Genomic DNA, 14,540 nt, shown 5'->3' on the forward strand with positions numbered 1-14,540 from the left:
TCAAATCACGACACCTGTCCAGCCATTCCTGATCCAGGTCAAGAAACGCCGTAACCGTATGTAACGATTACAAAACAGCACAGGCAGGGACAAACGGGATACAAGCATTCCCGGCCGCAGGTATCGGCCAGGTGCGCTGAAAATTTAGGGAGGGAAATGCATAAAAATGTGAAAGATGACCGACTTCAGCCCGCAGATTGCTTCTTACGACCCTTCCAGCCATCTTCACGATTGATCGGCCCGACATCCAGGACCGGCGAAGCGTCAATACTGTCGGCATCCATCATGCTGGCGACGCGCTGCAGGGAGGCGACAATCATGCTCTGCTCCCATTCGTGCAGGCTCTGGAACTTCTGGATGAAGTCTTCCTGGAGCGGTTGGGGCGCTTGGGCGAGCAACTCGGCGCCGTCTTCCGTCAGGTGCGCATGGACCTTGCGCTTGTCCGTAGTGCTGCGCACCCGGTAGACCAGCTTGCGGTGTTCCAGCCGGTCCAGGATGGTGGTTACTGTTGCCTGACTCAGGCTGACCTTGTCGGCGATGGTGCCAATGGTCACCTGCCCCAGGTCGCGGATGGTCCGCATGATCAGCAATTGCGGCGCGGTCAGGCCGGCATGCTTACTGAGGCGTTTTGAGTGAAGATCGGTGGCCCGGATCACCCGACGAAGAGCGACAAGCACCTGCTCATAGTTGTTCATGACTGTATCCCACGCTACCGGCTCGGCGAGCTCGCGATTATAGTGCGCTATCTTTTTTGAGTACAAAACTTTGCTGTCAGACATCACTACAAAAAGCTTGTTAGACGCCGGCTGTGCAGACGGATACGGAAATCGTTTGGCGCCTTCCCGAGGCGGACGGACATTACGGACTGCCCGAGGCCCCCTGTGGCGGTCTACACTGTCCTGAAGTTGTCCGCATTGCGGACGCGGCGCACAGGATTTAACAGGACCAATATTTATAACTCTAACTATTCATTCGTTTAAAGTCTAATCAGTCTTGCGCAGCACCCTTTGCCCGAGTCGCGCCACTGAGGCACTATGCTGTGGCCTGGGTCCGGGTGTGTCTCCTGGTTCGACAGAGAAACCCCGTGCAAAACTTTATGCTTCAAAACAAACACAGGACGGTCATGACGACGCTGATTTCCCGCTTTTCTGCTCTGCGCGCCTCCCGCGCGCTCTACTGGCTGCCCCCCGCCCTGACCGGGTTGTGGCTGACGATGGCTGCGGCCTCAATACACGCCCAGGACATGGAGACGCCGGATACCGATACGACCGCCGCGTCCCAGACCGGCGAGCCGACGAAAGTCACGGCAGAAGACGTCGAAGATCGCATCGACCACCTGAAAGAACCGATGTACAACCCCTTCATCGAGCGCTACCTGCTGGATCAGGTGAAAGATCTGCGGACCGAAATCCAGAGCACCCGCGCCGAATTGATCGAAAAAGTGGTGGACAAGGAACTGACCGTCGCCGACAAAACCATGTCCTACGCCACCGACACGGTGACCTACTTCTTCTACCTGATCGCCGGGGCCACCTCTATTCTCGTCGTCATCGGCTGGAATTCCATCCGGGATATGCGCAACCAGTTGGCCAGCGTGGCGGAGAAACGTGTGAACGAACTGGTGGTGGAATACGAGAAGCGGCTCAAGTTCATCGAGGAACAGCTGCAGCAGAAATCCGACATCATCAACCGCAACCAGGAAGAGATCGAACGCACCAATGAAGTGCACTCTCTGTGGCTCAAGGCCAGTCAGGAAACCTCGCAGCAGAATAAGATTTCGGTGTATGACCAGATCCTGGATCTGCGCCCGGACGATGTAGAAGCGCTCAGCTATAAGGCCGACGCCGTGCTGGAACTGAACGAGCCTCTGTGGGCGATCAGCCTGTGCCTGCGCGCCCTGAAGCTGGCGCCGGACAACGGCCACCCCCACTATCAGTTGGCCTGCGCCTACGCCGAGATCGGCCGCTGGGAAGACGCCATCAAGAGCCTGGGCAGCGCCATCGAGATTTCCGAAGCCTACCGGGACGACGCATCGGTGGATCCCAGCTTCGCCCGGCTCAAGGATTTCGAACAATTCAAGCAGCTGATCAACCCGGAAGAGATCGAGGATCCCGACGCAACGCCCCCCTCCGCCTGATACTGGCACGATCCCTGCCTATTTAACGCACATCGCGCCCCGGACCCGACCGATGAATTCATCATCATTCACCGGGGCGCTTTCTTGACAACGTTCAACGTGTGGTGTTTGTTAGTCTCATCGCTACGCGCGCAGAGGCTCGGCGTGGCTGAAAAAACACCAATAATGTTCTCAGTGATCTTTAAGGCAGGACAAACCAAAATGAAAACCAAACTGAACAAGCTTGTAGTCGGGGTAGGCGCTTCGCTGGCTGTGATGGCCGCAGGGACCGCGAATGCGGACATCAAGATCGGTATCGCAGGCCCGATGACCGGTCCGGTAGCCCAGTACGGCGACATGCAGTTCTCTGGCGCGCGCATGGCCATCGAGCAGATCAACGCCAACGGCGGTGTGATGGGTGAAAAACTCGTTGCCGTCGAGCAGGACGACGTGTGTGACCCGAAGCAGGCGGTTACGGTCGCTAACAACATGGTCAACGACGGTGTTCGTTTCGTCGTGGGCCACCTGTGCTCCAGCTCCACCCAGCCGGCCTCCGACATCTACGAGGACGAAGGCGTCCTGATGATCACTCCGGCGTCCACCAGCCCGGCGATTACCGATCGCGGCTATGAACTGGTCTTCCGCACCATCGGCCTGGACAGCATGCAGGGCCCGGTCGCCGGCAACTACATCGCCAGCCTGAAACCCCAGCGCGTGGCGGTTATCCACGACAAGCAGCAGTACGGTGAAGGCATCGCCAGCGCCGTGAAGTCCACCCTGGAAGACGACGGCATCAACGTCGTGATGTACGAAGGCATCACCGCCGGCCAGAAAGACTTCTCTTCCCTGGTTACCAAGCTGAAGCAGGCCAACGTGGACTTCGTCTACTACGGCGGCTACCACCCGGAGCTGGGTCTGATCCTGCGTCAGGCGCAGCAGGCTGGTCTGGACGCCCAGTTCATGGGCCCGGAAGGCGTGGGTAACAAGGACATCAACACCATCGCCGGCGACGCAGCCGAAGGCCTGCTGGTCACCCTGCCGCCGAGCTTCGACCAGAAAGCCGAGAACCAGAAGCTGGTCAAGGCGTTCCAGGACAAGGGTGAAGACCCGTCCGGTCCGTTCGTGCTGACCTCCTACGCGGCAGTTCAGCTGATTGCCGACGGCATCGAGAAAGCCGATTCCAAGGATCCGTATGAAGTGGCTGCCGCCCTGCGCGAAGGCACCTTCGACACGCCGATCGGCGAAGTTCAGTACGACCAGTCCGGCGATCTGAAGTCGTTCGACTTCGTTGTCTACAAATGGCATTCAGATGGCAGCAAAACTCCGGTAAAATAATCACCGTTAAAAATCGGTAATGGACGATGAAGAAGGGAACGGCCCATAGCCACGCCCTTCTGAGGACACCTTCCCCTCACGAGGGGGAAGGTGTTTTTTTGGAACCCCGGCAAGCATTCATGGATGTAAAGCGTTTGAGCACTGTGCCACAAGCAGCTTTCTGTCCGTGTGATCGCCAGCCGGGGTTTTTCTTTATCGGAGTTTTCCCACAATGCACGACGTAATGTACTTTCTCCAGCAGCTGATCAACGGGCTGACGGTGGGAAGCGCGTATGCCCTGATCGCCATCGGTTACACGATGGTGTACGGCATCATCGGCATGATCAACTTTGCCCACGGTGAGATTTACATGATCGGCGCCTACGTGTCGCTGATCGTGATCACCGGCCTGGCCGTGACCAGCCCTGCCTGGATCCCGCTGGTCCTGCTGGTCGCCCTGATCTGTGCCATAATCGTTTCCAGCTCCATGGGCTGGGCGGTGGAGCGCATCGCCTATCGCCCTGTCCGCGGACAACACCGCCTGATCCCGCTGATCTCCGCCATCGGCATGTCCATCTTCCTGCAGAACTACGTTCACCTGGCCCAGGGCTCGCGCAACATCGGCTTTCCGCTGCTGATCGAAGGCGGCATCTCTCTGGGTGGCGGCGAAGACGGCACCTTCCAGGCTAACCTGTCGTACATGCAGCTGACGATCTTCATCGTGACGCTGATCTGTATGACCGGTTTGTCCCTGTTCATTTCCCGCTCCAAAACCGGTCGCGCCTGTCGCGCCGTGTCCCAGGATCTCAAGATGTCGAGCCTGCTGGGCATCGACACCAACCGTATCATCACCGCGACCTTCGTGATCGGCGCGTCTCTGGCGGCTGTCGCGGGGCTGCTGCTGGGCATGTATTACGGTTCGATCGATCCACTGTTCGGCTTCATTGCCGGCCTCAAGGCCTTCACCGCAGCGGTTCTGGGCGGTATCGGCAGCATTCCGGGCGCCATGTTGGGCGGCCTGGTGCTGGGGGTCGCCGAGAGTTTCACGTCGGGCTACCTGAGCAGTGAGTACAAGGACGTGGTCTCGTTCGGCCTGCTGATCCTGATCCTCCTGTTCCGGCCCACCGGCCTGCTCGGCAAACCGGAAGTGGAGAAGATTTGATGATTGCACAGAATTTCCGGCATGCGCTGTTCTGCGCATTCATAACACTGGTTATTTCCTACCCCATCCTGGGGCTGAACCTGGAGGCCCAGGGCATCAGCATCAAGCTGACCGGCGCCGAAACCCAGACGTATGTGGGGATCGCCCTGGCGGTGCTGATCGTGTTCCTGTTCCAGCTTTTCCGTCCGGCGATCCTGGGCGGACTGGGTCGCGTGAAGGCCCTCAACCCACTGGTGGACCGCCAGCCGATGCCGCAGGAAAAACGCATCCGGTTTGAACGCGTCGCCCTCGTCCTGATCGTGCTGGGGGCCATGTTCTGGCCGTTCATCGCCTCACGGGGTGCGGTCGACCTGGCCACACTGGTCCTGATCTACATCATCCTGGGCCTCGGCCTGAACGTGGTGGTGGGCCTGGCCGGCCTTCTGGACCTGGGCTACGTGGCCTTCTATGCGGTCGGCGCCTACACCTTCGGCCTGCTGTCCCAGTATTATGGCTTCTCCTTCTGGATGTCCCTGCCGATCGGTGCCGTGCTGGCCGCCGCGTTCGGCTTCGTGCTCGGCTTCCCGGTCCTGCGACTGCGGGGCGACTACCTGGCCATCGTGACACTCGGGTTTGGTGAAATCATCCGCATCCTGCTGAACAACCTGACGGACCTGACCAACGGCCCGGACGGCATCGGCGGCATCCCGGACCCCACCCTGTTCGGCATGGAATTCGGTCGTCGGGTGAAAGTCGAGGGCAACACCTCGTTCCACGAAGTGTTCAACATTCCCTACGACAGCACCCACAAGGTGATCTTCCTCTACCTGATCACCCTGATCCTGGCGGTATTCACCCTGTTCATCATCCGCCGCCTGATCCGCATGCCGGTCGGGCGCTCCTGGGAAGCCTTGCGGGAAGATGAAATCGCCGCCCGTTCACTGGGTCTGAGCCGGACCGCGGTCAAGCTGTCCGCCTTCACCATCGGCGCCTTCTTCGCCGGGTTCGCCGGCACCATCTTCGCGTCCAAGCAGGGCTTTATCAGCCCCGAGTCGTTCGTGTTCCTCGAGTCCGCCATCGTGCTGGCCATCGTGGTGCTGGGCGGTATGGGCTCGCAGCTGGGGGTTATCCTGGCAGCGATAGCCGTCACCATCCTGCCAGAGCTGGCCCGTGAGTTCTCGGAATACCGGATGCTGGTGTTCGGTGCCGCCATGGTGCTGATGATGGTCTGGCGCCCGCAGGGGCTGCTGCCCATGACCCGGGTCCACATCAACCTCAAGAAACAGGAAGCGGGAGTGACTGACCATGCTTGAAGTACGCGACCTGTCGATGCGTTTCGGCGGCCTGCTGGCCGTCGATCAGGTGTCCCTGGATGTGGGCGAGCGAGAGATCGTGTCCATCATCGGTCCCAACGGCGCCGGTAAGACCACGGTGTTCAACTGCATCAGCGGTTTCTACCGGCCGACCGGCGGCAAGATCACGTTCAAGGGCCGCCCGATCCAGGGCAAGCCGGATTACAAGATCTCCCGCATGGGCATGGTGCGGACGTTCCAGCACGTCCGCCTGTTCAGCAAGATGACGGTGGTGGAAAACCTGCTGGTGGCCCAGCACCGTCACCTGAACACCAACCTCTTCTCCGGTCTGGTCAAGACACCGGACTACCGCAAGCGCGAGGAGAAGTCCCTGGAGCGAGCCGCATACTGGCTGGAGCGTGTGGGCCTGATGGAGATGGCCAACCGCGACGCCGGCAACCTGGCCTACGGTCAGCAGCGCCGCCTGGAAATTGCCCGCTGCATGGTGACCGAGCCAAACGTGCTGATGCTCGACGAGCCGGCCGCTGGTCTCAACCCGAACGAAACCCGGGAGCTCAACGAGCTGATTGTCAGCCTCAAGGAGGACTATTGCGTCTCCGTGCTGCTGATCGAGCACGACATGAGCCTGGTCATGGGCATTTCCGATCGCATCAACGTCATCAACCAGGGGCGTCCCCTGGCCAGTGGCACGCCGGAGGAAATCCGGTCCAACGACGATGTGATCAAAGCCTACCTGGGCGAGGAGTAAGGGAGACACCATGCTGGTACTAGAAAATATCCATACCCATTACGGCAAGATCGAGGCGCTGCACGGCGTCTCTGTCGAGATCCAGAAGGGCGAGATCGTTTCCCTGATCGGCGCCAACGGCGCAGGCAAAACCACGTTGCTGATGACCGTGTGCGGGGATCCCCAGGCCAGCTCCGGCCGGGTCCTGTTCAAGGGCGAAGACATCACCCACAAGCCGACGGCCCAGATCATGCGCTCCGGCATCGCCATCGTGCCGGAAGGGCGTCGCGTCTTTCCCGGCCTGACGGTCGAGGAAAACCTGCACATGGGTGGGTTCTTCACCTCCAAGCAGGAGATCCGCAAGAGCCAGGACCACGTGTTCGAGCTTTTCCCGCGTCTTAAGGAACGCCGCAACCAGCGCGCCGGCACCATGTCCGGCGGTGAGCAGCAGATGCTGGCCATCGGCCGGGCCCTGATGACCAAGCCGGAGATGATCATTCTCGACGAGCCGTCACTCGGCCTGGCGCCGCTGATCATCAAGCAGATCTTCGAGATCATCAGCACCCTGCGCGACGACGGCATCACCGTCTTCCTGGTTGAGCAGAACGCCAAGCAGGCGCTGAAGCTCGCCGACCGGGGCTATGTGCTGGAAACCGGACGCATCCGCCTCGAAGACAGCGGGGCCAACCTGCTGGCCAACGAGGACGTGCAAAAGGCCTACCTCGGCGGCTGACACCCTCCGAGCAGGCACAAAAAAGCCGGGCAATGCCCGGCTTTTTATTGAGCGGAAGACGCGAGAGACTCAGTCAACGCTCTTGATGGTGCCCTTGTACCCTTCTACGGTCACGTCGATAGTGCCGTAAACCAGGTAGTCCTGCTTCTTGACGGTGTAGCGCGGAGCCACAATCACGTCAGCACCTGAGGACTTGATGGCGTTGTAGGCGGCAGCGGCCTTGACCGGTGCTACCGCATCCAGAACAGACAGCGCAGAGCCGCCACCCTGACCGTACGCCACGCCATCGGCGTACTCGTTGTCACCACCAACGGTGAAGAACAGGATCTTGGTCGCGTGGGACTTGCCGGTGATCTTCTCACCCACATCGATATCGGCCTTGATATCGGTGCTTACAGTACCCGCCAGCGGTACCGGAGTGGAGCTGACGTTCATGGAGCTACAGCCGCTCAGGGCGCCGGCCAGCAACAGGCTGGATGCAATCAGTGCTTTTTTCACAACTACTCTCTCCGTGTGACATAAATGAGCCGTCTTGGCGGGGCGCACTATAAATAAGTGACCGGCATATTACAAATAATAAATTAAAAATTATTTTTTATAGCGAAAAAGAATATATGTTATCGCCGTGTTCATTTTTTACTCCTACTATCAGTCAATTGTGGCCGATTTAATCATTGCGCCGCAGATCTGAACTATACTCGGATCAACGGTCAGGTACGCCGCACCACACAAGTCGGCAATAGCAGAAACGTCAGGGCCGTTAGTCAATGTTTTCGGATCGATGACATAACACGACAAGGAGTTGGACAATGAAAAAACTGATCGCAGGTGCCATGCTTCTGGGTGCATCCAGTCTCGCCTTTGCACAGCCGGGTTGTGGCGTGGGGGCGATGATCTGGAAAGGGCAGTCCGGTATTGCCCCCCACGTACTGGCAGCAACGACAAACGCTACCCTCTGGAACCAGACGTTTGGTATGACCACCGGTACCCTGGGCTGTAATACCAACGAGGCGATCCAGTCCATGGCCATGTATATGGACAGCAACGTCGACAAGGTCGCGCGTGACATGTCCCGCGGCGAGGGCGAGAACCTGGACACCCTGGCGGTACTCCTGAACATCGACAAGGCGGATCGTCCTGAATTCCGCAAGCTGATGCAGGACAACTTCGCCACCATTTTCCCGTCTTCAGACACCACCTCTGACCAGGCCGTTTCAGCCATCGTCGCTCTGATGGAATCCCATGAGGGATTGAGCAAGTACGTCGCCTAACGAACCAAACATCAGGGACAGTCACAGGCACCAGGGACGGTGCCTCAATCGGCTTCGGCCACTCTACCCAGAACCATCTGAGATTTCATGCAACGACGTTTGATGTCGGGGTACGTTCCCCGTTTGCTGGCAGCCCTCTGCACACTAATGAGCCTTTCAAATGCCGAGGCTTCCAAATCGCTGGAGCGCTTGGCCTACGATCCCGCCTGGCTAAACCTAGGACATTATCGACCTGATATGCTTGGTGGCTATACTTCACAAGCTGAAGACCCGACTTTTTTCTTGAGCCCAAAAGGCAAAAAATCCCCTCTGGCAGAACTGAAAGCCACATTGGCGGCAATTCAAGCGCCAGGCTCCGGCAATGACCACACCCGCTGCCGTTTTCCCGCCCGGGACAGGTGGTTACGCCGGCAACTCGACATGCCGATAACATCAATCGACTGCCCAGCATACGAAGCTTGGCGCAAAGAACTAAACACAAAGACCGTAACTCTTGTTTTCGCGGCCTCCTACCTCAATAGTCCGTCGTCCATGTTCGGCCATACCTTCCTACGATTAGATCCAGCGCAAGCTGCTGGACAAAGCGCCGACCTGCTGTTGGCGAGTACAGTTTCCTATGCAGCAGATGCATCTGCTAAAGAAAATGAAATCATGTTTGCCTATCGGGGCATTTTCGGCGGCTACCCGGGAATTACAACAATTAAGCCCTACTACGAGAAAATCAAGCTCTACTCGGATATCGAAAACAGGGACCTGTGGGAATACCAGCTGAATCTGACCCCGGTCGAGACTAATCGCCTGCTTGCCCATGCTTGGGAAATCCAAGACAAGAACTTTGATTACTACTTCTTCGACGAAAACTGCGCCTACCGCCTGCTGGCCCTGATCGATGTCGCCCGACCTGGCACGCAATTGCTGGATGAAGTAAAAACACACGCGATTCCTGCGGACACGGTTCGCTGGGTGGTGGATCATGACTTGGTGGCGTCGGTGCACTATCGCCCTTCATCGGCGACGGTCGTTGAAAACTACATGGAGCAGCTGACCTCGGAGCAGCGGAATCTAGCCGCAGACCTCGCCGACGGAACCCGGACGGTGGACAGTCTGGCCATCCAGACGCTGCCGGACGAATACCGGGCCCACGTACTCGACGCCACCTACGAGTACGTCCGCTACGAAGCCCATGAGGAAGAGTGGCCCCGCGACAGGGCAGCCCCGCTGTCCTACGACCTGCTCAAGGCACGCAGCCAAATCGACGATGCCGAACCGCTGAAACAGCCGCCGGAACCAGCGGTGCGCGACGACCAGGGCCACGACACCTTTCGCGCCAGCGTCGCCGGCGGTCGCCAGGGCGGCCGCAACTTCGTCCAGCTGACCCTGCGCCCGGCCTACCACGACGTCCTCGATCCGCCCGAAGGCTATCGTCAGGGGGCCCAGCTGCAGTTCCTGCGCCTGGATACCCGTTATTACACGGATAAATACGAGTTGCAGCTGGAGAAATTGATCGGCGTGGAAATCCGCTCCCTGTCCGTGCGCGACCGCTTTTTCACTCCCCTGTCCTGGCAGGTGGGCTTCGGTGCCCGGCGGACCGACATCGAATCCGGCAACCGGGTGCTCACCCCTTACCTCGACGGCGGTGCCGGCTTCGGCTGGGCCACGTCCGATCAAAGCCAGATCTACGCCATGGGGACCGGCGACCTGGAAATCGACGACGACCTGGACAAGGGCTACGACCTGGCGCCCGGAGCCGATCTGGGCTGGCTGTACCAGGGGCATCGGGTCAGCGTGACCGGCGGCGTCAAAAGCAAGGCCTGGCTGATCGGCGACGGCGACCGGGAAGACATTGCCTACGCCAGCCTCGGCTGGCACCTGGAGCGCAACATCGGCTTGAGCGCCAGCTGGGAACGCAAACACCATTTCGAAAGGTATGACACCACATGGCAGATCGGAATCAACGCCTACTTCTGAGCCTTTGCCTGTCGCTAACGCTGCTGTCGCTGGGCGGTTGTTCGAGCCTGTTCTTCTACCCGGACAGCACGGTCTACATCACCCCGGACCGGCTTGACCTGGACTACCGGGATGTCTATCTGGATACCGTCGACGGGGAACACCTGCACGGCTGGTGGCTGCCCGCAGAAGGCGAGGATCACGGCACGGTCTACTACCTGCACGGCAACGCCCAGAACATGAGCAGCCATATCCTCAACGTGGCCTGGCTGCCCCGGGAAGGCTATAACGTCTTCATGATCGACTATCGCGGCTTTGGCGAGTCGACCGGTGATCCGGATATCGAAGGCGCCCTGGCGGACACCGAGGCCGGTTTTCGCTGGCTCGTCCAGCAGCCGGACAGCGGCCCGTATTATCTGCTGGGCCAGAGCCTGGGCGGCGGATTGGGATTGATGCTGGCCGCCGAATGGACCCGGCGCCAGGAGCAACCGCCACTGACGGCCGTGGTGCTGGACAGCACGTTCGCCGGCTTCCGCGCCATCACCCGGGAAAAACTGGACAGCTTCTGGCTCACCTGGCCGTTCCAGATCCCGCTGAGCTGGACCATCCCGGACGACTACGAGGGCGTCGACCACATCGCCGAGATCAGCCCGGTGCCGCTGATGGTGATTCACAGCATCCGCGACGGGATTATCCCCTTCCACAACGGCACAGCCCTCTACACCACTGCCAAACAGCCTAAGCAGTTCCTGCAGACGGACACGCCCCATGCGTCGACGTTTGTGATTCCGGCGTATCGGGATGCGGTTGAAAGCTTCTTGAAAGAAGCCGCGGCGGGGGAGATTGCCGTGGGCTCGAAGGACCCAGATTGACAGCCTGGCGCTCCATGCAGATACAGGGGCACCTGGCGGCGCCTCAGAAGCTGAAGCATCTGCTACACGCTCGGGGTTAACGCAGAATGTAGCCAACGCTTTAGCTTCGGCGCCGACCAATCGCCAGACACAAAAAAGCCGCCCCGAGGGGCGGCTTTTTCACTTCCGGAACCTGAAATCAGGCGCCGAAATCGGTCGGCTGCTCGCCTTCCTTCACTTCCTTCATGGACAGCTTCACGCGACCACGGTTGTCCACATCCAGCACCTTGACCAGAACTTCCTGACCTTCGCTGAGCTCGTCAGTGACGTTCTCGATGCGACGCTCGGCGATCTGGGAGATGTGCACCAGACCGTCTTTGCCCGGCAGGATGTTGACGAAGGCGCCGAAGTCGACGATCCGCGCCACGGTGCCCTTGTAGATGGCACCCACTTCGATTTCCGCGGTGATTTCCATCACGCGCTTCTGGGCCGCCTGGGCCGCGGCCTGGTTGTCGGCGTAGATCTTGACGTTGCCGTCGTCGTCCAGGTCGATGGACGCGCCGGTTTCGTCGCAGATCGAACGGATCACGGAGCCACCCTTACCGATCACGTCGCGGATCTTGTCCGGATGGATCTTCATGCTGGTGATGCTCGGCGCGCGGTCAGACAGGGTCGAGCGCGGCTCGGAGATGACCTTGGCCATTTCACCCAGGATGTGCTGACGTGCCGCGTAGGCCTGCTGCAGGGCGATTTCCATGATCTCTTCGGTGATGCCGTTGATCTTGATGTCCATCTGCAGCGCCGTGACGCCTTCAGCGGTACCGGCCACCTTGAAGTCCATGTCGCCCAGGTGATCCTCGTCACCCAGGATGTCGGTCAGGACGGCGAACTGGTCACCTTCCTTGACCAGCCCCATGGCAATACCCGCCACCGGTGCCTTGATCGGCACACCGGCGTCCATCAGCGCCAGGCTGGAACCACAGACAGAGGCCATGGAGCTGGAACCGTTGGATTCGGTGATCTCGGATACCGCACGGATGGTGTACGGGAATTCTTCGATGGTCGGCATGACCGCCGCAACACCGCGCTTGGCCAGACGGCCGTGACCGATTTCACGACGGCCCGGCGCGCCAACGCGACCGGTCTCACCAACGCTGTAAGGAGGGAAGTTGTAGTGGAACAGGAACGGATCCTTTTTCTCACCTTCCAGCGCGTCGATGATCTGCATGTCGCGGGCGGTACCCAGCGTGGTGGTCACGATGGCCTGGGTCTCGCCACGGGTGAACAGCGCAGAACCGTGGGTGCTCGGCAGAACGCCCACTTCGATTTCGATCGGACGGACAGTCTTGTTGTCACGACCGTCGATCCGCGGTTTGCCTTCGATCACCTGGCGACGAACGATGGACTTCTCCAGCTTGCCGAAGTAAGACTTCACTTCCGCCTCGTCAGGCTGACCGTCTTCGTCACCGGCCAGTTTCTCGATGGCCTGGGTACGGATCTCGCCCAGACGGGTGTAGCGTTCCATCTTGTCGCGGATGCCGTAGGCTTCAGTGATGGCGTCGGAGAACTCGCCTTTCAGGGCTTCTGCCAGTTGGCTGTTCACCGCAACCGGCTGCCAGTCCCAGCGCGGATGACCGGCTTCAGCGGCCAGCTCGCGGATGGCCGTCACGGCGGTCTGCATTTCCTGGTGAGCGAACAGGACCGCACCCAGCATCTGGTCTTCGGTCAGGCCCTGGGCTTCGGATTCCACCATCAGGACGGCGTCTTCGGTACCGGCCACAACCATGTCCAGCCTGGAGTTTTCCAGCTGCTCGAAGGTCGGGTTCAGGAAGTAACCGTCTTCGTCGGTGTAGCCCACGCGGGACGCACCAACCGGGCCGTCAAACGGCACGCCGGACAGGGCCAGCGCCGCAGAGGCCGCCAGCATGCCGGCGATATCCGGATCCTGGTTCTTGCTGGAGGACATGACGGTACAGATAACCTGCACTTCGTTCATGAAACCGTTCGGGAACAGCGGGCGGATCGGACGGTCGATCAGACGCGAGGTCAGCGTTTCCTTCTCGGACGGACGGCCTTCGCGCTTGAAGAAACCACCCGGAATCTTACCGACCGCGTAGGTCTTCTCGAAGTAGTTCACGGTCAGCGGGAAGAAAGGCTGGCCCGGCTTCGCTTCTTTCGCGGCAACCACGGTACCCAGTACGGAGATGTCGTCGATGGTCACCAGGACGGAGCCGGTGGCCTGACGTGCGATGCGGCCGGTTTCAAGCGTGACCGTCTTGCCGCCCAGTTCAAATGATTTCTTTACCGGATTCACGGTAACTCCTTACTCTTCTTGGCATATTCCGGTTCCCTGCGGGAACCCCTGTGATCTCCACCACAGGACCGAAACTCTGGACTTACCGGACTGAAAGCTAACAGGCTGTTGAAAGGCGTCACCGGGCGGCAGGGGCGACTTTCAACAACCTGCTATTGTTCGGGCTTTCATCACCGACCGGTTTGTCGGTAAAGCTCTGGCATCCTGTTGTGGTTCATATGTGCCGGCAGGACTGACAGACCTGACAACCCACTCGACGACACCGGTCGTTCCCGTGAATCTTTCAGGCCGACAGCGTCGGCATTGTTCCGGTCATCCCCTCGTTGTGTCGAGACGGACATCCGGCACACTGTTGAGACAGTGTAGACGGGCGAGAGATCCTGCCCGGAGAGCCTGAACCCTCCCGGCAGATCCGGTACCCGCCCTGCTTCGGCCATCGATACGGCTGACGACCGAAAACGGGACTGCGATACCGGTTCAGAGCACGACGTGATCGTCGATCAACGACGCAGACCAAGACGCTGGATCAGGTCCAGGTAACGATCGGCGTTTTTCTTCTTCAGGTAGTCCAGCAGCTTACGACGCTGGTTAACCATCCGAATCAGACCGCGGCGGGAATGGTGATCCTGCTTGTTGGTCTTGAAGTGATTCTGCAGCTTGTCGATGTTGGCGCTCAGCAGTGCAACCTGAACTTCAGGAGAACCGGTATCACCTTCACCTTGCTGAAAATCGTTGACGATCTGTGACTTCTCTGCGGCAGACAGTGCCATAACTCACCTCACTATTTGCGATGCCATTGAATTCGGCCGGACC

13 protein-coding genes are annotated in these 14,540 nt (G+C 59.5%); 9 read left to right on the forward strand and 4 right to left on the reverse strand.

Annotation, left to right across the window (positions count from 1 at the left end; translation table 11 throughout):
- Positions 1–185: 185 nt before the first annotated feature.
- Positions 186–695 carry a MarR family winged helix-turn-helix transcriptional regulator gene (locus JL474_RS17855; protein ID WP_123635335.1) on the reverse strand — a complete coding sequence of 170 codons (510 nt, stop codon included), beginning with the start codon at positions 693–695 and terminating at the stop codon, positions 186–188.
- A gap of 548 nt (positions 696–1,243) precedes the next feature.
- On the opposite strand from JL474_RS17855, the gene JL474_RS17860 reads away from it, so the two are divergent.
- The 6 genes from JL474_RS17860 to JL474_RS17885 all read left to right on the forward strand — a co-directional run bounded on the left by JL474_RS17860 (position 1,244) and on the right by JL474_RS17885 (position 7,344).
- Entirely contained in the window at positions 1,244–2,137 is an 894-nt protein-coding gene (locus JL474_RS17860) for a TPR end-of-group domain-containing protein (RefSeq protein ID WP_236012358.1), read from the forward strand.
- Between the two features lie 201 nt (positions 2,138–2,338).
- Positions 2,339–3,451 (forward strand): branched-chain amino acid ABC transporter substrate-binding protein, encoded by a 1,113-nt coding sequence (locus tag JL474_RS17865; protein WP_203143139.1) that lies wholly within the window; start codon positions 2,339–2,341, stop codon positions 3,449–3,451.
- Between the two features lie 211 nt (positions 3,452–3,662).
- Positions 3,663–4,592: a high-affinity branched-chain amino acid ABC transporter permease LivH gene (livH, locus tag JL474_RS17870; protein WP_123635333.1), complete on the forward strand. Its 930-nt coding sequence runs from the start codon at positions 3,663–3,665 to the stop codon at positions 4,590–4,592.
- Entirely contained in the window at positions 4,592–5,884 is a 1,293-nt protein-coding gene (locus JL474_RS17875; protein WP_123635332.1) for a high-affinity branched-chain amino acid ABC transporter permease LivM, read from the forward strand. Before livH ends, JL474_RS17875 begins: the two co-directional genes overlap by 1 nt.
- Complete coding sequence (gene livG, locus JL474_RS17880; protein ID WP_123635331.1) at positions 5,877–6,632, forward strand: high-affinity branched-chain amino acid ABC transporter ATP-binding protein LivG; 756 nt, start codon at positions 5,877–5,879, stop codon at positions 6,630–6,632. The genes JL474_RS17875 and livG overlap by 8 nt, the downstream gene beginning before the upstream one ends.
- 10 nt (positions 6,633–6,642) lie before the next feature.
- Positions 6,643–7,344: an ABC transporter ATP-binding protein gene (locus JL474_RS17885; RefSeq protein ID WP_123635330.1), complete on the forward strand. Its 702-nt coding sequence runs from the start codon at positions 6,643–6,645 to the stop codon at positions 7,342–7,344.
- Positions 7,345–7,413: 69 nt separating this feature from the next.
- Here the strand turns inward: JL474_RS17885 and JL474_RS17890 are convergent, their stop codons facing one another.
- Positions 7,414–7,842, reverse strand: a complete 429-nt coding sequence (locus tag JL474_RS17890; RefSeq protein WP_123635329.1) for a hypothetical protein — start codon at positions 7,840–7,842, stop codon at positions 7,414–7,416.
- A gap of 311 nt (positions 7,843–8,153) precedes the next feature.
- Here JL474_RS17890 and JL474_RS17895 point away from each other — a divergent pair, with 311 nt between their 5' ends.
- The 3 genes from JL474_RS17895 (at position 8,154) to JL474_RS17905 (ending at position 11,434) form a co-directional block, all read left to right on the forward strand.
- The gene (locus JL474_RS17895; RefSeq protein ID WP_203143140.1) at positions 8,154–8,615 is read left to right on the forward strand and encodes a DUF3015 domain-containing protein; all 462 of its coding nucleotides are present in this window, start codon (positions 8,154–8,156) and stop codon (positions 8,613–8,615) included.
- Between the two features lie 147 nt (positions 8,616–8,762).
- A complete protein-coding gene (locus JL474_RS17900) occupies positions 8,763–10,583 on the forward strand; it encodes an Lnb N-terminal periplasmic domain-containing protein (RefSeq protein WP_236012360.1) in 1,821 nt (606 codons plus the stop codon).
- The gene (locus tag JL474_RS17905) at positions 10,553–11,434 is read left to right on the forward strand and encodes an alpha/beta hydrolase (RefSeq protein ID WP_203143142.1); all 882 of its coding nucleotides are present in this window, start codon (positions 10,553–10,555) and stop codon (positions 11,432–11,434) included. The genes JL474_RS17900 and JL474_RS17905 overlap by 31 nt, the downstream gene beginning before the upstream one ends.
- A gap of 178 nt (positions 11,435–11,612) precedes the next feature.
- On the opposite strand, the gene pnp is transcribed toward JL474_RS17905, so the two are convergent.
- Positions 11,613–13,727: a polyribonucleotide nucleotidyltransferase gene (pnp, locus tag JL474_RS17910; RefSeq protein ID WP_123636120.1), complete on the reverse strand. Its 2,115-nt coding sequence runs from the start codon at positions 13,725–13,727 to the stop codon at positions 11,613–11,615.
- Positions 13,728–14,227: 500 nt separating this feature from the next.
- A complete protein-coding gene (gene rpsO / locus JL474_RS17915) occupies positions 14,228–14,497 on the reverse strand; it encodes a 30S ribosomal protein S15 (protein WP_123636121.1) in 270 nt (89 codons plus the stop codon).
- Positions 14,498–14,540 lie beyond the last annotated feature (43 nt).

The sequence above is a fragment of the Marinobacter mangrovi genome, from assembly GCF_016798325.1.
GTDB classification, from domain to species: domain Bacteria; phylum Pseudomonadota; class Gammaproteobacteria; order Pseudomonadales; family Oleiphilaceae; genus Marinobacter_A; species Marinobacter_A mangrovi.